This is a genomic window from Nocardia sp. NPDC050713 (genome assembly GCF_040654315.1).
Classification (GTDB): Bacteria; Actinomycetota; Actinomycetes; order Mycobacteriales; family Mycobacteriaceae; genus Nocardia.
In genome coordinates this window covers 85,071-101,732 of record NZ_JBFAHS010000013.1, presented here as the reverse complement: position 1 = coordinate 101,732, position 16,662 = coordinate 85,071, and the positions used below count along the sequence as shown (strand labels likewise).

Annotated in this window: 15 protein-coding genes; 11 read left to right on the top strand and 4 right to left on the bottom strand. The window is 68.7% G+C overall.

What is annotated here, in order from left to right; translation table 11 throughout:
* The first annotated feature begins 7 nt into the window (after nucleotides 1-7).
* Genes uraD through AB0H49_RS23430 form a run of 4 tightly spaced genes read left to right on the top strand, consistent with a single transcriptional unit; the run spans nucleotide 8 to nucleotide 3,094 of the window.
* Nucleotides 8-514 (top strand): 2-oxo-4-hydroxy-4-carboxy-5-ureidoimidazoline decarboxylase, encoded by a 507-nt coding sequence (gene uraD, locus AB0H49_RS23445; RefSeq protein WP_357254348.1) that lies wholly within the window; start codon nucleotides 8-10, stop codon nucleotides 512-514.
* Entirely contained in the window at nucleotides 511-828 is a 318-nt protein-coding gene (gene uraH / locus AB0H49_RS23440) for a hydroxyisourate hydrolase (RefSeq protein WP_354998776.1), read from the top strand. Before uraD ends, uraH begins: the two co-directional genes overlap by 4 nt.
* Nucleotides 829-830: 2 nt before the next feature.
* On the top strand, nucleotides 831-1,736 hold the full coding sequence (gene pucL, locus AB0H49_RS23435) for a factor-independent urate hydroxylase (protein ID WP_357254346.1): 906 nt from the start codon (nucleotides 831-833) through the stop codon (nucleotides 1,734-1,736).
* Nucleotides 1,733-3,094, top strand: a complete 1,362-nt coding sequence (locus AB0H49_RS23430) for an 8-oxoguanine deaminase (RefSeq protein ID WP_357254344.1) — start codon at nucleotides 1,733-1,735, stop codon at nucleotides 3,092-3,094. Before pucL ends, AB0H49_RS23430 begins: the two co-directional genes overlap by 4 nt.
* A gap of 45 nt (nucleotides 3,095-3,139) precedes the next feature.
* Here the strand turns inward: AB0H49_RS23430 and AB0H49_RS23425 are convergent, their stop codons facing one another.
* Both AB0H49_RS23425 and AB0H49_RS23420 read right to left on the bottom strand, forming a co-directional pair.
* Nucleotides 3,140-3,526: a hypothetical protein gene (locus AB0H49_RS23425; RefSeq protein WP_354998779.1), complete on the bottom strand. Its 387-nt coding sequence runs from the start codon at nucleotides 3,524-3,526 to the stop codon at nucleotides 3,140-3,142.
* Nucleotides 3,527-3,731: 205 nt separating this feature from the next.
* The gene (locus AB0H49_RS23420; protein ID WP_357254341.1) at nucleotides 3,732-6,356 is read right to left on the bottom strand and encodes a tetratricopeptide repeat protein; all 2,625 of its coding nucleotides are present in this window, start codon (nucleotides 6,354-6,356) and stop codon (nucleotides 3,732-3,734) included.
* Between the two features lie 273 nt (nucleotides 6,357-6,629).
* On the opposite strand from AB0H49_RS23420, the gene AB0H49_RS23415 reads away from it, so the two are divergent.
* Genes AB0H49_RS23415 through puuE form a run of 5 tightly spaced genes read left to right on the top strand, consistent with a single transcriptional unit; the run spans nucleotide 6,630 to nucleotide 13,436 of the window.
* Nucleotides 6,630-7,487 (top strand): FAD binding domain-containing protein, encoded by an 858-nt coding sequence (locus AB0H49_RS23415; protein WP_357254339.1) that lies wholly within the window; start codon nucleotides 6,630-6,632, stop codon nucleotides 7,485-7,487.
* Nucleotides 7,484-10,264: a molybdopterin cofactor-binding domain-containing protein gene (locus tag AB0H49_RS23410; protein ID WP_357254337.1), complete on the top strand. Its 2,781-nt coding sequence runs from the start codon at nucleotides 7,484-7,486 to the stop codon at nucleotides 10,262-10,264. Before AB0H49_RS23415 ends, AB0H49_RS23410 begins: the two co-directional genes overlap by 4 nt.
* Nucleotides 10,265-10,308: 44 nt before the next feature.
* Nucleotides 10,309-11,514: an aldolase/citrate lyase family protein gene (locus tag AB0H49_RS23405; RefSeq protein WP_357254560.1), complete on the top strand. Its 1,206-nt coding sequence runs from the start codon at nucleotides 10,309-10,311 to the stop codon at nucleotides 11,512-11,514.
* A 60-nt stretch (nucleotides 11,515-11,574) separates the two neighbouring features.
* Complete coding sequence (gene alc / locus AB0H49_RS23400) at nucleotides 11,575-12,546, top strand: allantoicase (protein WP_357254335.1); 972 nt, start codon at nucleotides 11,575-11,577, stop codon at nucleotides 12,544-12,546.
* Complete coding sequence (gene puuE, locus AB0H49_RS23395; protein ID WP_357254333.1) at nucleotides 12,543-13,436, top strand: allantoinase PuuE; 894 nt, start codon at nucleotides 12,543-12,545, stop codon at nucleotides 13,434-13,436. The genes alc and puuE overlap by 4 nt, the downstream gene beginning before the upstream one ends.
* A gap of 70 nt (nucleotides 13,437-13,506) precedes the next feature.
* Here the strand turns inward: puuE and AB0H49_RS23390 are convergent, their stop codons facing one another.
* Together AB0H49_RS23390 and AB0H49_RS23385 are read right to left on the bottom strand one after the other, a co-directional pair.
* Entirely contained in the window at nucleotides 13,507-14,736 is a 1,230-nt protein-coding gene (locus tag AB0H49_RS23390; RefSeq protein ID WP_357254331.1) for a hypothetical protein, read from the bottom strand.
* Between the two features lie 9 nt (nucleotides 14,737-14,745).
* Nucleotides 14,746-15,495 carry an HAD family hydrolase gene (locus tag AB0H49_RS23385; RefSeq protein WP_357254558.1) on the bottom strand — a complete coding sequence of 250 codons (750 nt, stop codon included), beginning with the start codon at nucleotides 15,493-15,495 and terminating at the stop codon, nucleotides 14,746-14,748.
* Between the two features lie 477 nt (nucleotides 15,496-15,972).
* Between AB0H49_RS23385 and AB0H49_RS23380 the strand changes: the two genes are divergently transcribed.
* Together AB0H49_RS23380 and AB0H49_RS23375 are read left to right on the top strand one after the other, a co-directional pair.
* Nucleotides 15,973-16,140 carry a hypothetical protein gene (locus AB0H49_RS23380; protein WP_354998786.1) on the top strand — a complete coding sequence of 56 codons (168 nt, stop codon included), beginning with the start codon at nucleotides 15,973-15,975 and terminating at the stop codon, nucleotides 16,138-16,140.
* Nucleotides 16,141-16,159: 19 nt separating this feature from the next.
* Nucleotides 16,160-16,384, top strand: coding sequence for a hypothetical protein (locus tag AB0H49_RS23375; protein ID WP_354998787.1), 225 nt, complete (start codon nucleotides 16,160-16,162; stop codon nucleotides 16,382-16,384).
* Nucleotides 16,385-16,662 lie beyond the last annotated feature (278 nt).

Here is a 16,662-nt window from a genome sequence, read left to right as displayed (position 1 = left end):
TGGTTCGGTGACGGACGAGGCGGCCGGAATCACCGGATTCGACGCGCTGTCCAACGCGGCGGCCACCGACGCGTTGCTGGCTTGTTGTGCCTCGCCCGCCTGGGTTCGCGGAGTGCTCGCCGGGCGGCCGTACCGCAGCGCCGAGCGCCTGTACGAGACAGCCGACGCCGTGCTCGCCACCCTCCCCGAGGACGAGATCGACCGCGCGCTTGCCGGGCATCCGCGCATCGGCGACCGGACGGACAGCGCGGACTCGGCCCGGGAGCAGTCCGGGATGGCGGAGGCGGCCGATTCGGTGCGCGCGGCGCTGGCCGAAGGCAATCGCGCCTACGAACAGCGCTTCGGTCACCGGTATCTCGTCTGCGCGACCGGCAGATCCGGCGCGGAACTGCTCGACCTGCTCACCGCTCGGCTGCACAACGATCCGGCTACCGAAAGGGCTGTGATGCGAACCGAATTGGCGAAGATCAACCGAATCCGGCTGCGGCGATTGTTGGGCGAGGTGCAGGCATGAGTACTTTGAGTACGCACGTGCTGGACGCGGTGCGCGGTGTGCCAGCAGTCGACCTGGCGGTCACCCTGTATTCCGGCGACGCGCTGCTGGGCGCGGGCGCGACCGACGACGACGGCCGGATCGACGGCCTGGGAGCCGATCTCGCACCGGGCGTCTACCGCATCGTCTTCGACACCGGAACGTACTTCGGGCACCAGCGAATCGACACGTTCTACCCGGAGGTCTCCATCGCGTTCGTGGTCGCCGAAGAGCGGCACTATCACGTCCCGCTGCTGCTCTCGCCGTTCGCCTTCTCCACCTACCGAGGGAGCTGAGCATGACACTGTCCGGCCCGATCGTGCTGTCCGACAACCGATACGGCAAGGCGGAGAACCGGATCGTCCGGATCTACCGCGACGGCCCGCGCCACGAGATCCGCGACGTGAACGTCTCCACGGTGCTGCGCGGGGATTTCGCCGCCGCCTACACCGCCGGCGACCAGTCCAAGGTGCTGCCCACCGACAGCCAGAAGCAGACCGCCTACGCCTACGCGAAGAAGCACGGCCTGCAACCCGTCGAGGATTACGCGCTGGCGCTGGCCCGGCATTTCGTCGACGACATCGAGCCGGTCGACAGCGCCACCGTGGAGGTGGACGAATATGCCTGGCAACGGGTCTCGGTCGACGGCGCCGAGCACGACTTCACCTGGACGCGGCAGGGTCCCGAGGTCCGCACCGCGCGGATCACCGTGGCCGGTACGGGAGATTCCCAGCGCGCCTGGGTGATCGGCGGCGTCAAGGATCTGATCATCCTGAAGTCGACGGATTCGGAATTCGCCGACTTCCTCACCGACGAGTTCACCGTGCTGGAGCCGACCCGCGATCGCATGCTTGCCACCTCGTTGTTCGCGCGCTGGCGCTTCGCCGACACCGAGGGCGTGGACTGGGACGCGACCTACGCCGGGATCCGTGCGCGGCTGGTGGCGGTCTTCGCCACGCACTATTCGAAAGCCTTGCAGCAGACGCTGTTCGAGATGGGCAAGGCGGTGCTGGAGGCGTTCCCGGTACTGGCCGAGATCCGCCTCAGCGCGCCCAACAAGCACCACTTCGACTACGACCTGGCCGGATTCGGCATCGAGAACCGCGGCGAGGTGTACTACGCGGCCGACCGTCCGTACGGCCTCATCGAGGCGACCGTGGCGCGCGCGGACGCGCCGGACGCCGGGCAGGCGTGGGCGCCGTGAGCCAGGCGGCGACCCTGGTGATCGACGGCTGCGCGGTGGCCACCGTGGACGCGGCGGGCACCGAGTATCGGCGCGGCCACGTGGTGGTGCACGGCAACCGGATCGGCGCGGTCGGGCCGGGCGACGCGCCCGAGGTGGACGCCCCGCGCATCGACGGCCGCGGCTGCCTGCTGACTCCCGGCCTTGTCGACACCCACAACCACCTCTACCAGTGGATCACCAGGGGCCTGGCCGCCGACGAGAGCCTGTTCGACTGGCTGACCGCGCTCTATCCGATCTGGGCGGGCATCGACGAGGAATCGGTGCGGATCGCCGCCACCGGCGCGCTGGCCGCCCTCGCGCGCACCGGGTGCAGCACGACCGCCGACCACCACTACCTGTTCCCGCGCGACGGTGGTGACCTGCTCGGCGCGGAGATCGCCGCGGCCGCGACGGTCGGGTTGCGTTTCCATCCCTGTCGCGGGGCCATGGACCTCGGCGCGAGCGCGGGCGGTCTGCCGCCCGACTCCGTGGTCGAATCGCTGGACGCCATACTCGCCGCGAGCGCCGACGCGATCGCGCGCTGGCACGACCCCTCCTTCGACGCCATGGTCCGGATCGCGCTCGCGCCGTGTTCACCGTTCTCGGTGACGGCCGACCTGTTGCGCGAGTCCGCCGCACTGGCCAGGGCCGAAGGGGTGCGCCTGCACACCCACCTGGCCGAAACCATGGACGAACAGGACTACTGCGCCGCCACCCACGGCTGCACTCCCGCACAGTATTTGGAGCGGCTCGACTGGATCGGCGCGGACGTCTGGTACGCGCACGCCGTCCACCTCGACGACGCCGCGATCGCCACCATCGCCCGCACCGGCACCGGCGTCGCGCACTGTCCCACGTCCAACGGACGCCTCGGCGCGGGCATCGCCCGGGTTCCCGATCTGCTCGCCGCGGGCGTCGCGGTCGGACTCGGCGTCGACGGCGCCGCGAGCAACGAGGCGGGCTCGATGATCGAGGAGCCACGCAACGCCCTGCTCTACTCCCGCGTCGCCAACGGCCCGCGCGCGATGACCGTGCGGACCGCGCTCGAGCTGGCCACCATGGGCGGCGCGCGGGTCCTCGGCCGCGCCGCCGAGATCGGCTCGCTCGAACCCGGAAAGCTCGCCGACCTGGCCCTCTGGCGCATGGACACCCCGGCCCACGCGGGCATCGACGACCCCGTCACCGCGCTGATCCTCGGCTCCCCGCCCCCGCTGGCCGCCCTGATCGTGAACGGCCGCGAGGTGGTGCGCGACGGGAAGGTGCGCACGGTGGACGAGGAAGCGGTGGGCCGCGCCGTGGCGCGCGCCCAAACCGCCCTCATCGCCAAGGCTCGGTGAAGCATTGGGCGACAACGGGATCGGGTCGGCTGCCCGATCCCGTCGTCAGACCGCGGACACTGCCGTCCCCTCCGCGACGGTGGGCGCGGAGTCGCAATGGCCCGCGTCGTTCGGCGGGCACCACAGCGCGTCGGCGTTCCCGTCGGCACGCAGCGCGAGCAAGCACATGACCTCGTGCAGCGTCAGCCCGAGCTGCGCGGCGTGCAGTCGGCCTACTTCGAGGTCGAAGTACTCCCCCGAATGCGGTTGGTCCAAGAGGATCATCTCCGCGAGCGCGACGCCGACCAGCGCCTGCTCCCTCGTCACCCGCCAGTCGGTCGGGAGGTAGGACAACACCCAGCGACCCCTGCTCGGTTCCGGAACGTCCACCCGGAACGCCGCCTCCAGTGCGACGTCACTCGTTATCAGCCATTCGGTAGCGGTAATCGCCATCGCGCGAACTCCTTTCGGTCGCCGCGGCTCCTTTCGTCCACTGCCCTCAACGATGTCACGGGCGGGCCATGCGAAGCGATCCATTTCCGCGGGCGGATTCTTCCGGCCGACTCATCGTGCTGACCAGGCGAAACAGGGCTGAAGGCAATGAAGTATCACAACGGTGACCGCAACTCTGCCGTTCGCGTCCGGCGAGCGGAGCCGTTCACCGGCAGTCGAACCTGCCGATATCGGCGCGAGTTCGTTCGGTCAGTTGTACACCCAATTGTTCGTACAGTGCCAGCGCGGCGCAGAGGTTGTCGCGAGCTTCCGCGTCGCTGCCCATGTCGGCGAGCACATTCCCCAGGCTCTGCAACGCGTCCGCCTCGCCGTGCGGGTCGCGGATCCGCTGGGCCAGTTCGCGCGATTTCGCGTAATAGTCACGCGCCGATTCGTATTCGCCGAAACGGCGTTCGACGTGACCGAGGCCGCGTAGCGTGTCGACCTGGCAGAGGGCATCGTTGATGTCCGCCGCGATGCGGTACGCGTCGATGAAATCCCTACGTGCGGAGTCGTATTCACCGGACTTCCGGGCGATATTGCCGAGTCCCCACAGCGACCAGCATTCGCCAGCGCGGTCGCCGATCCGCCGCGCGATCCGCAGCGCCTCCTGATAGTGCCGTTGCGCGGCGACATGGTTTCCGGTCATTCGTTCGATGTGTCCCTGGCCCCGCACCGCGTCGCCGTGCAGTTTGGCGTTCCCGGTGCGCAGCGCGATGACAGCGGCGTCGGAGTAGTTCTGCCTGGCCCGTTCGAAATCGCCGGTACGCCGGATCACTTCGGCATAGCCCCAGATGGTCACGGCCAGCCGCTCCGGATCGCCGAGGTCGCGCGCGATGGTCAGAGCCCGTTCGAAATAGTCGTGCGCGGTGCGATACGCGCAGGCCATTCGCTCCACATGGCCGAGGCCGTTGAGCGCGTCGCACTCGATGGCCGGGTCCGCGAGTGCGGTGGCCATGTCCAGCGCTCGAAGGTAGAGCCACTGCGCGTCCGACCAGTGGCCCTCGCCGAACAGATCGGTCCCGAGCAGGATGGCGAGTTCGGCGGCCGCGACGGTGGGTCCGGTGGCGCCGATGCAGCCGAGCAGCATTTCCCGCTCTCTGGTCAGCCAGGCCACCGCCTGCTCCACCGCACTGCCGCCCCCGTTCGCGGCCGGATAGGTGGGACCCCACCGCGAGACGGACGAGCGCTGCGGGCCGACGCGGCGGGCCACCGCGAGGCCCGCGGCGATCAGGCGCTCGAGCACGACCGCGTGTTCGCCGGGTGCGGCGTCGCGTTCCGCGTGCAGCCGGGCGAGCAGCCGGGTCAGGTCGTGCATCCGGTAGCGCGAGCCGCCGGGCCCGCCCTCGGCCGGGTCGAGGAACCCCGCTTCGAACATCTGCCTGATCAGCGTCTTGGCCTCGCCGAGTGTCGTCTTCGCCATCGTGGCCAGCGATTCCGCTGTGATCTCCGGCCCGGGGAACCAGCCGAGCATCCGCACCCCGCGGCGCTGCGCGGGCGTTTGCAGTCGCTGGTAAGAAGTCTCGAAGGCGGCGCGCAGGGATTCGTCCTCGGCGGCGAACCGGTCCAGGATGTAGGCGGCGACCGATTCCCCGAATTCTTGCGGGCCCTGGGTGGCCTTGAGTTCTTCTGCCCTGGTGGCGAATTCGGCTGCGCTCTCGGCGAGCAGATCCACGCCGTGGTGCGCGATCTGGCCGCCGATCAGTCGGATCGCCAGCGGCAGTCGGCCCGATGTCTCCAGAATCTGGCGGACCGCGTCGCGGTTGTATCGCGACGGCAGATTGCCCAGCTTCACCAGCAATTCCTCGGCTTCGCGCCAGCCCATCACGTCCAGATGGAGCGGCGCCGCCTCGGCGAGACCGGTGAGCTTTCCGCGGCTGGTGATCAGGACGAGACAGCCGGGGGCCTGCGGCAGCAGTAGTCGCACCTGCGCGCTGTCGAGCACGTTGTCGAACACGATGAGCATGCGGCGCTGGTGCATGGCGGCCCGCCACTGCGTGGCTCGGCCGGTGAGATCGTCCATGATCCGTTCGCGCGGGATCTCGATCTCGAGCAGCAGCTGTTCCAGCACGTCGGTGGCCAGGCGGGGATCGCGCCCGACCGTATGGCCGTGCAGGTCCGCCCAGATCGTGCCGTCCGGGTAGTGCTCGGCGAAGGCCACCACGGCATAGCGGGCCAGCGCGGTCTTTCCGATGCCGGTGAGTCCGTCGATGACGTGCACCGCGGGCCCCTCGCCGCGCAGATGCCGCTGGACACGATCGCGCAGCTCCTTCTTGGGCCCCGCGCGGCCGGTGAAATGCGGGACCTCCGGCGGTAGGCCGGTGCTGACCGACGGACGCGTCCGGTCGTCGGAGCGACGGGCGACGGCCTTCTGGAACTCGAGGCGTTCGGCGGCGGGCATCAGTTCGAGATCGGCGAGATCGACCAGTTGTTCCCAGCTGGTTCCGTAGATGGTCGAGAGGACTTCGAGCACGCGGAGAGTCGGCCGGGCAACGGACGCGCCGGTCGTGGGCCAGGCCTCGTACTCGGAGATCCGGCTCGCCCGCATGGTGGCCTGGGGGTTGTCGGTGATCCGGTTGTAGTGGTCGGCGACGGCGCTCTGGGTCAGTTCGTTGGCGAGTCGCCAAGCCTGGCGCGGACGGCAGCCGCGCTGGCGCAGCTCCGCCGCCAGCGGTTCCAGCAGTTGATGCTCGGTCAGCCCGAGACCGGCCAGAAAGGCCCTGATCCGGCGGCGTTCGGCGGCGCCGTACCCGCCTCCTGGCCGTGGTTCCGGTCGGACGGCTCGGTCCACCGAGCACCTCCCCGCTGCTGTAGGTGTCCGCCCGGACCGTAAGGCTTTCGCGCGTGTCGCCGATCCGGACAACTCCTTGGTAGCAGCGGCTTTTTCGCATGGTCAAGTACGCCGCCGCCGGTCGCGCCGCGATCCGACCGCCGCGTGCGCCTTCGCCGCGCCCACGGAGGACCATCGAGGTAACGGCCGCGCAATCCGAGACGGGTGTCGCGCAACACCGCGGCAACTCCGGGCGCTTACTGTGGCGGCAGGTGCTGTGGAGCGAGGTGAGACGTGGACCTGGACACGATCCGTGCGGTGGTGGTGGCCCGGGAGCGGGCCGACCTGGCGAGTGTCGGCGGGACGACCGGGGTGCTGGCGGGGGGTACGTTCCTGTTCTCGGAGCCGCAGCCGCAGCTGCACCGGCTGGTGGATATCACCGCGCTCGGCTGGCCTGCCTTCACCCCCACCGCCGAAGGGTTGGAAATCGCGGCGACCTGCACGTTGGCCGAGTTCGCCGGTGCCGCGCCGGGCCGCGAGCTCGGTGGCGACGCGCGGTGGCCGCGGTGGCCGGGGACCGCGCTGTTCGCACCCGCCTGCCGGGCGCTGGTGGCCTCGCACAAGATCTGGCACAGCGCGACCGTCGGGGGGAACGTGTGTCTCGCCCTGCCCGCAGGTGCGGTGCTCGCCGCGCTGACCGCGCTCGACGGAGTCGCACTGGTGTGGGCGGCCGACGGCGGCGAGCGCCGGATTCCGCTGCGGGAGTTCGCGATCGGGCCAGGACTTTCCGCGCTGCGGGCGGGCGAGGTGCTCCGCTCGGTCGTCGTGCCGGAGCGGGCGCTGCTGGCGCGCACGGCCATTCGAAAAATTGCGCTCGCGCCGCTCGGGCGCTCCGGTGCGCTGCTGATGGGGCGGCGCGAGGCCGACGGTCGGTGCGTGCTGACGCTCACGGCGGCGACTACCCGTCCGGTCGTGCTGGATTTCCACGCCGTGCCGGAGGATCGCGAGGTGGTGGCGGCGGTGGCGGGGATCGATTCGGCGCTGTGGTTCGACGATCCGCACGGGTCGCCGGACTGGCGCACACATGTCGCGGGACTGCTCGCCGTGGAAGTCGCCGCGGAGCTGCGCGCCGAATCCGGTGGGCAGCCGTGAGATTCGAGATCGACGGCCGCACCGTCGACGCCGAACCCCGCCCGGGACAGTGCCTGCGCACGCTACTGCGCGAGCACGGGTTCTTCGCGGTGAAGAAGGGGTGCGACGCGGGCGATTGCGGTGCGTGCTCGGTGCGGATCGAAGGAAAGACGGTGCACTCGTGTCTGATTCCGGCTTACCGCGCGGCCGACCTGTCGATCATCACGGCGGCGGGGCTCGGTGCGCCGGATCGATTGCACCCGGTGCAGCGGCGAATCATCGAGGAAGCGGGGTTCCAGTGTGGGTTCTGCACGGCGGGCATGGTGGTGACGGCCGCGGGATTGGGATGCGGGACCGAGGCCGGGCCGGATCCCGAAGACCTGCCGGAGTTGTTGAAGGGAAATCTGTGTCGCTGCACCGGTTATAGGCCGATTCGTGCGGCCCTGACCGAAGGGCAAGTCGAGGCTGCCGAAGTGGTTGCGCCCGATCGACTTCGGCGGGTCGACGGCGGCGGGGGTGGACCGGGAGGGCGCGGCTACGGCGCTCCGGCCGGACCTCGAATCGTCACCGGCGCCGAGCCGTTCACTCTCGATGTCCTCCCCTCCGCCGACGACCCCGCGGCGCCTCCGACCGCACCACTGCACATCGCGGTACTGCCGAGTCCACACCCGCACGCGCGCATCATCTCCATCGAAACCGCCGCCGCCGAGGCGATTCCGGGCGTGCACGCCGTCTTGACCTACGCCGACGCCCCCGCCGTGCCGTTCTCCACAGCAAGGCACAAGTGGCGCGCCGACGACCCGGACGACACCTTCGTCCTCGACCGCACGGTGCGTTTCGTCGGCCAGCGCGTGGCCGCCGTGGTCGCCGACAGTATGGAGATCGCGTCGGCGGGATGCCGCGCCCTGCGCGTCTCGTACGAGGCGCTGCCCGCCGTGTTCGATCCGGCGGAGGCGCTCACCGAGGGCGCGCCGAAACTGCACGGCGACAAGCCGGATTCGGCGCGGATCGCCGATCGTGACCGCAATCTGGTCGCCGAATTACACGGCGGCGTCGGCGATATCGACGCCGGTCTGGCCGCCGCGGCGCGGGTGGTGCGCGGGACGTGGCACTCGCCGCGTGGACAGCACGTGCACCTCGAAACACACTGCGGCATAGGTTGGCTGGACGAGGAGGGCAGGCTCGTCCTCCGGTGCAGCACACAGGTGCCCTTCCTGGTCCGCGAGGAGCTGTGCCACATCTTCGGGCTGGCGCCGGAGCGGGTGCGGGTTTTCGCGGCCCGGGTCGGCGGCGGATTCGGCGCCAAACAGGAAATGCTCGTGGAGGATCTCCTCGCGCTGGCGGTGCTGCGCACGGGGCGTCCGGTGCAGTACGAGTACACCCGCTCGGACGAGTTCATCGCGGCGACCAGCAGGCATCCGATGCGCGTCACCGTCACCGCGGGCGCGGACGAGGACGGCGTGCTCACCGCACTGTCCATCGACGTGCTGTCCGACGCGGGCGCGTACGGCAATCACAGCGCGGGCGTCATGTATCACGGGGTGAGCGAGTCCATCGAGGTGTACCGGTGCGCGAACAAGCGCGTGGACGCCAGCGCGGTCTACACCAACAACATGCCCTCCGGCGCGTTCCGCGGCTACGGCCTCGGGCAGATCATCTTCGCCGTCGAGTCGGCGCTCGACGAACTGGCCCGAGAACTCGGCATCGATGCGTTCGAATTCCGCAGGCGCAACGTGGTCGTGCCGGGTGACCCGTTCACCGGCGCGAAGGTGGAGGCTGGCGATCTGGTGTTCGGCAGCTACGGATTGGACCAGTGCCTCGACCTCGCGCAACGAGCTTTGCTGCGCGGCAACGGGACAACTGCTCCGGGCCCTGGGTGGTCGGTGGGCGAGGGGATGGCGTTGTCCATGATCGCCACCATCCCGCCGCGGGGCCATCGCTCGACAGCCGTCGCCGTATTGCGAACCGACGGTCGCTACGAAATTCGAGTCGGTACAGCGGAATTCGGCAATGGAACCACCACGGTGCACGCGCAGCTCGCGGCGACGGCCTTGGCTACCGAGCCCGCGCGGATCGTTGTCCGGCAATCGGACACGGACCTCGTCGACTACGACACCGGAGCGTTCGGCTCGACCGGCATCGTGGTCGCGGGCAGCGCCGGTTACCGCGCCGCGCTCGCGCTGAAGGACTTGATGCTGGCCAGGGCAGCCGAGCTCACCGGGACACCGGTTCGCGACTGCGTCCTCGGCCCGGACGGGGTGCGGTGCGGCGACCAGCTGGTCCCCCCGGCGAAGCTGGCCGCGGCGGGCGAGCTGGTGGCGCACGGTGAGCACACGGGCCTCCCGCGCTCGGTCAGCTTCAACGTGCAGGCCTTCCGCGTCGCGGTCGAGCGCGCGACCGGCCGGGTCCGCATTCTGCAGTCGGTGCAGGCCGCCGACGCGGGCACCGTGCTCAACCCGGTGCAGTGCCGCGGGCAGGTGGAGGGCGGGGTGGCCCAGGCCATCGGCACGTCGCTCTACGAGGACATGCGCTCCGAAGACGGCGTCGTGACCACCCGGACATTGCGGCATTACCACATTCCGCAGCTCGCCGATCTACCCTCGACCGAGGTCTACTTCGCCGACACCGCCGACGAACTCGGACCGCTCGGCGCGAAATCGATGAGCGAATCACCGTACAACCCGGTCGCCCCGGCACTGGCCAACGCCATCCGCGACGCCGTGGGAGTGCGCATCGATCGACTGCCGATGACGGCCGACCGGGTTTGGCGCGCCATGCAGGAGGGAGAGGAACGGTGACCGCGACACGGCTGCCGGAGAACGTCCGGGCCAGGATCGAGGCCATGCTCGAGGCCGTCGACGCCGATCTGCGGGCGCGCTACCCCGGGTCGGGGGACCGGACGCAACCGATCCACACCGTCTACGTGCCCGCCGACCGGGCGAGCGCCGACACACCGGCGGAATGGGGCGCGGCGGCGGTCGAGCTGCTGGACGTCCACCGCGAGTCGCTCGCCGAACTCGACACCGCGTCGGCGCTGCCCGCGGTGCGGGAGCGGCTGCTGCGCGAGCCGGTGCAGGATCTGCGGATCGATTTCGAGGACGGCTACGGCTATCGCTCCGACGAGGAAGAGGACGCGGCCGCCACCGCGACGGGGGAAATACTCGCCGGGTGGGCCGCGGGCGGCGGGGGACCGGCCGGTTTCGGCATTCGGGTCAAAGGACTCGGTGGCCTCGAGCGTCGCAGGGCCGTGCGCACCCTCGAACTCGTGCTGGACGCCGCGGGCGGTGTGCCGGAGGGATTCGTCTTCACCGTGCCGAAGATTCGTGCCGCCGAGCAGGTTTCGGCGCTCGTCGCGTTGTGCGAGGGGTTGGAGCGCGGGTCCGCGCTCGCCGACGGCACGCTGCGCTTCGAGTTGCAGATCGAGAGCCCGCAGGCGATCGTCGGCGCCGACGGCAGTGTGCCGGTCGCGAAGATGATCAAGGTCGCCGGGCGCCGTTGTGCCGGACTGCATTTCGGCACCTACGACTACACGGCCGCGTGCGGGATCGCCGCCACCGACCAGGCCCTCGACCATCCCGCCGCCGACCACGCCAAGGCCGTCATGCAAGCGGCCGCGGCACAGACCGGCGTCTGGGTGTGCGACGGCTCCACCCAGATCGTGCCGGACGTGGAACCGGAAGCGGCGCTGCGCGAACATCATCGGCTGGTCGCCCGCGCGCTGCGTCGCGGTTACTACCAGGGCTGGGACATGCACCCGGGACACCTGATCACCCGTTGGCTGGCGACCTACGAATTCTTCCGTGGCGCGATGGACGTCGCGGTTCCCCGGCTGCTGGCGTACCTCGAGCGGCACGACGCCGAGTCGGGAGTCGTCGATGAACCCGCCACCGCCGAGGCGCTCGCAGCGACGGTGCTGCGCGGCCTGCGCTGCGGAGCGCGTTCGGAGGCGGAATTGAGTTCCAAGGCGCCGGAACTGACCAGGGAGGTGCTGGAAGCGCTCGCGGCGCGCGAGCCGATCGGTGATCTCGGTGTGAAGGAGAAGCGGTGAGCGAATCATGTGCCGGTGTGCCGCGCGCGTGCCGGAGCCGAGCGCTGGCGAGGCACAGGCATGAGTGAGTCCGACGGGCACTTCACGCTGCTGCCCGATCTGGCGGTCCGGCCGCTCGGCGGCGCGGTGATCTGGGCGAACGACGAGTTCTTCGCGGAGAAGGAGAACTTGATCGACCCCGGCGTGCCGGAGTATCGACCGTCCACCTTCGGGCACAAAGGGCAGGTCTACGACGGGTGGGAGACCCGCAGGCGCCGCGGCATGCCAGGCGAGGACGCGGCCATCGTGCGGCTCGGCGTGCCGGGGGTGATCCGCGGCATCGTGGTGGACACCGCATGGTTTCGCGGCAACTATCCACCCTCGGTGTCGGTAGCGGCGCTGGAGGTCGAGGGTTATCCGACCGCCGAGTCGCTCGCCGCTCGAACCGACTGGGCGACGCTGATCGACCGCGCGCCGGTCGCCGGAGACGCTCGCAATCCGTTTCCGGTGGACAGCGAAAACCGTTGGACCCACGTGAAACTCACCATGCACCCCGACGGCGGGGTCGCTCGACTTCGGATCCACGGCGAGGGTCGGCCCGATCCCGCGCTGCTCGGCCTCGGCCCGCTGGATCTGGCGGCGCTGGAGAACGGCGCGCTGGTACTCGATTGCTCCAACCGCTTCTACAGCTCGCCCAACCAGCTGCTCTACCCGGGATCGGCGCGGTCGATGGGCGACGGCTGGGAGACCGCGCGCCGCCGCGACGACGGAAACGACTGGGTGCGAATCCGTCTCGCCGGGCCGGGGCTCATCCGGCTCGCCGAGATCGATACGTCCTACTTCCTCGGCAACAGTCCCGGTTCGGCGCGGCTGTCGGGGCGCACCAACGACGGCACCGACGTGGAGCTGTTGCCGCGCACCGAATTGCTGCCCGACACCAGGCATCGCTTCCCGATCGCACCGATGGCGGCGTCGGTCGAGGAGGTGCGCTTGGACATCTATCCCGACGGTGGACTTGCCCGGTTGCGGTTGTACGGGGAGCTGGGCGCATGAGGGATTTCGTCGGGTATGGACCGAATCCGCCGGATCCGCGCTGGCCCGGCGAGGCGAGTATCGCGGTCCAGTTCGTGCTGAACTACGAGGAGGGCGGGGAGAACTGTGTACTCGACGGCGATCCGAGCTCGGAGACGTTCCTTTCGGAAATGACTCCGGCCGAGGCGTTTCCGAACCGGCACATGAGCATGGAGTCGCTCTTCGAATACGGTTCCCGCGCCGGATTGTGGCGGGTGCTCCGAATTTTCGAACGGCGCGACCTGCCGCTGACGGTGTTCGCGGTGGCCAGGGCACTGCAACGGAACCCGGAGGCGGTGGCGGCCTTCACCGAGCTCGGGCACGAGATCGCCTGTCACGGACTGCGCTGGAAGTCCTACCAGCTCGCCGACATCGAAACCGAGCGCGCCCATCTCGCCGAAGCCGTGCGCATCCACACCGAACTGACCGGCGCCCCGCCGCTCGGCTGGTACACCGGCCGCGATTCGCCCAACACCCGCGAATTGGTCGTCGAGCACGGCGGTTTCGTCTACGACTCCGATTCCTACGCCGACGACCTGCCCTACTGGGTCACCGTGCACGGCCACGACCACCTCGTGGTGCCCTACACCCTGGACACCAACGACATGCGCTTCGCCTCCCCGGCGGGCTTCCCCAGCGGCGAACAGTTCTTCGCCCACCTCCGCGACGCCTTCGACGTCCTGTATCGCGAAGGGGCCGAGGGAAGTCCGAAAATGCTCTCCATCGGCCTGCACTGCCGCCTGATCGGCCGCCCCGCCCGCACCGCCGCCCTCGACCGCTTCCTCGACCACGTGCAGTCTCACGACCGGGTCTGGATCACCCGGCGCATCGACATCGCCGAGCACTGGAGATCGGTCCATCCGCCGGGATAGAACGGGCCGGACCGCGCGGGTCGCGCGCGTTCGAATACCAGGTAACCAGCGATCCGGGGGTCCGACACGATCAGATGGGTAGCGCGCCCCGGTGTCCGCCGCCTTGCCGCCCACGCTCGGTCAGCGCGACTACTCCGTGGCCTGCCATCCGGGTGTGCGGACCCAGGGTGAGCGGACCCACAGATGCGCGTTCAGCGATACGCATGGGGGTCATCGCATCCGGAATTGCGGTTCGCTGCTGGAACTCCGCCCACTGCGCGTCCCGTATCTCGGCGAAAGGGACACCGTCGGACAGATTGCCGATGCGGTCCATGAAGATGCCGTCGACGATGTCGTCCCAAGCGTCGGGTGCGAAGCCGTGGTCGAGCAACCACTCCGACACCGGCTCGGCGCGCAGACCCTCCTCGGACGGGTGGGGGTCGCCATGCAAGGTCAGCTCCTCGTAGACGCAATCGTCGAGGTGGGCACTACGTATCGTTTCGCCGTTTTCGGCGATCCCCCAACCACCCCATTCGTAGTCACCCGCTTCCTTGTACCAGTGTGCTGCGCCGAATCGACCGCTCAGCTCGGCGCAACGTTCATCCCTGGACGGGCGTGACATCCTTGTGAGCCATGCCTGCTTGACGTCATCCGGCTCGTTCACCATGAGCGTCTCCCAGAAATAGGATTCCTGCGACTCCTGGATCCGATGCTCGTCGCGGGGGTAGTGCGACGCCGGATCCCCGAATACGAGTGTCCAGCCATCGAGGACAGCGCTGACGTAGACCCGTTCGCACTCCTCGATCGGATGTCGTCGGTTTTCCGCGGCCACAACGGCGCCCATCGCGACGGTTGCCGGGACCGGATCGGACAGCCCGAACGCGTCGAGTACCGCGGCTTGGTCATCGGTGGGTAGCGCCCACCACAAGCACTCTTTTGCTGCTCGGAGGGGTTGAGGCCGCTCGCGTGCGAGCTTGCTCATGATGAACCGATGCAGCAGCGCGACGTCGGCTGGTTCGATGGTGTGCCAGCCGATTTCGGCGAGGGCTGAAAGAGCGCCGCGCCGTTCGGGCAGGTGCGACCGCCTGACTTGCTGGAGCAGTGGAACCAGCTGCGCCCGGTCGCGGACGCCGAACCGAGCGACGTAGTGATCGATGGTCATCGGTGACAAGAACCCTCCGTAGGCGCAAGTGCCTGGTTGGCGAGCAGACAGCCGTGCACAGTGCCAGAACCATCCGACAACTTCGCGACATTCCCCACCGCACGGCACTGACATACGCTGCCGCACGACAGAGCCCGCTTCGTCGGTGCACAGAGGCAAGCGCGAAACCTAGGCGACGACCGCGTGTTTCGCTGATTCGACGTGCTCGCCGCAGCTCGGAAGAACCGCAGCGTGGTTCGCGCCGACGGCGTTGAGGACCACATGGAGTTGGCGCTGTTGCGGATCGGTCAGCGACGGGACGAGCAAGGTCGGCATCCCGACCTCCACAGCCGCTCCGTCGCGGGACGGCCGATCGCCGACCATGAGCGTTTCGGTGGCGTGCGTGCCGAGTTCCGACAAGGTCGCTCGAAATATCGCGGGATCCGGTTTCTGGATGCCGCGTTCACTAGAGAGAACGAAGGTGTCGATCAGATCGAACAGCTGTGCTTCGGCGAAGTAGGGCCGGATATCGAAGTGGATATTGCTCAGAACACCTATCTTGCAACCGTGTTCGGCAAGCGCGGTGAGCGTGGCAGCGACATCGACGGCGAAATGGTTGTAGGTCGGATCGGAATCGACCGCGAAAAGTTCCTTCGAGAGTTGAGAGTCGAGGCCGGCGTCCGCGAACACGGCGTGGTAGGTCTCCGCGTGACGAGCGGCGCTGGTATTGCCCTGCGGTGATCGCAGGCGGCTCGGATGGCCGTCGGCTGTCCGGATTCTTTGCAGCAGTTCGATGGCAGCGTCGTCGTCGTGCCGGCGGTCGGCCCGTCGCAGGGCTTCCTGCATCCAGCGCGTCGGGGAAAGTTCCGAGACGAGCGTGCCTCGCCAGTCGAAGACGACCGCTCGGATGTCACGGGAGTGGGAACCATTGGATGGCATGGGGGTGAAGGCTATCCGCGAAGTGCGCTGCGGCAGCCAAACCCAACGGAAGACGCGCCGACTCGCCGGTGTTCGCGGTGGCGAGACCGGCGTTGCGGTTCCCGCCTGGCCACGGAGGTAGATCTCTCGGAACGGATGGAGAGGCAGTGGCGGATCAGCGCCGTGTGCTCTGGGCATGGAGACCGAGTGGGCGCGCGGTGTGCCCGAAGCGATCGCCGACAACTCGTTCGCCGAGCACACGATAAGGCCGTCCGGCAGAACCCCCATCGAGTAGCCGACTACTCTAGTCACCCGGTTTCTCTATATCGAGGATTGCTCCTACTGCCACAAGTAAGGAGCGCCACCATGGCCAACATAAAAGTCTTGAGTTCGCCGGAAATATTCCTGGCGCCCGGTGCGCCGCGCGGATTCGCGTTGACATTGCCGGCCGGGACACTGAATACCGCGGTCTTTTCCCTCGCGTTTCCGAGCAGGCCGATGGGAACGAAACAGTCCCTGTGGACCATCATGCACGGCGTCCACACGGAAGGCCGGACCGGCGGCGAGTTTCCCGCCCACAAACTGGTGATCTACTGGGTGACCGTTCAGGTCGCCGATCCCCAGGTGAACACACCGTTCACCATCGAGACCGTGACGTTCGTCTAGGTAAAGAAAGGAAAGGGAGATGAGCAAGCTTCTGGTAGTCGCGGACAACGACGGCACAGTCAAGGCCGCGGCGAAAGTAGATTCGGAGAACGAGCATTCGGTGATGACCATCGAGCTGCAGTCCGAGGACGAGTCGATTTACGAAGTCGAGCTGCCGAGCGAACTCGAATCGGGTCTGGACGGTCTCGTCGACTACCGGCTGGAGTCGGGTGCTCAGCAGCCGCAGCTGGTGAAGCGGACGTAGTTTGTCGCGCCGAGCCGCCTGGCTCGCGCGCCGTGCCACACCTCCGTGCCGAACTCCACACATCCCGCCGACCTCTGGTTTCACCTGATCACCGGAGGCCGGCGAATCACGTCGACCACGACGTCGCGGATCGTTCCCGTGTCCGGCGCCGAGAGCAGCCAGTGCCGGGCTGACCGAACCGATTCACCAGGGGAGTGTCGGAGCCCCTCGCGAGTCGGTCCAGGTCCTCGGCAACAGCCCAATCGTCAAGTGGGTTGCCACCCTATGTGACTCCTACC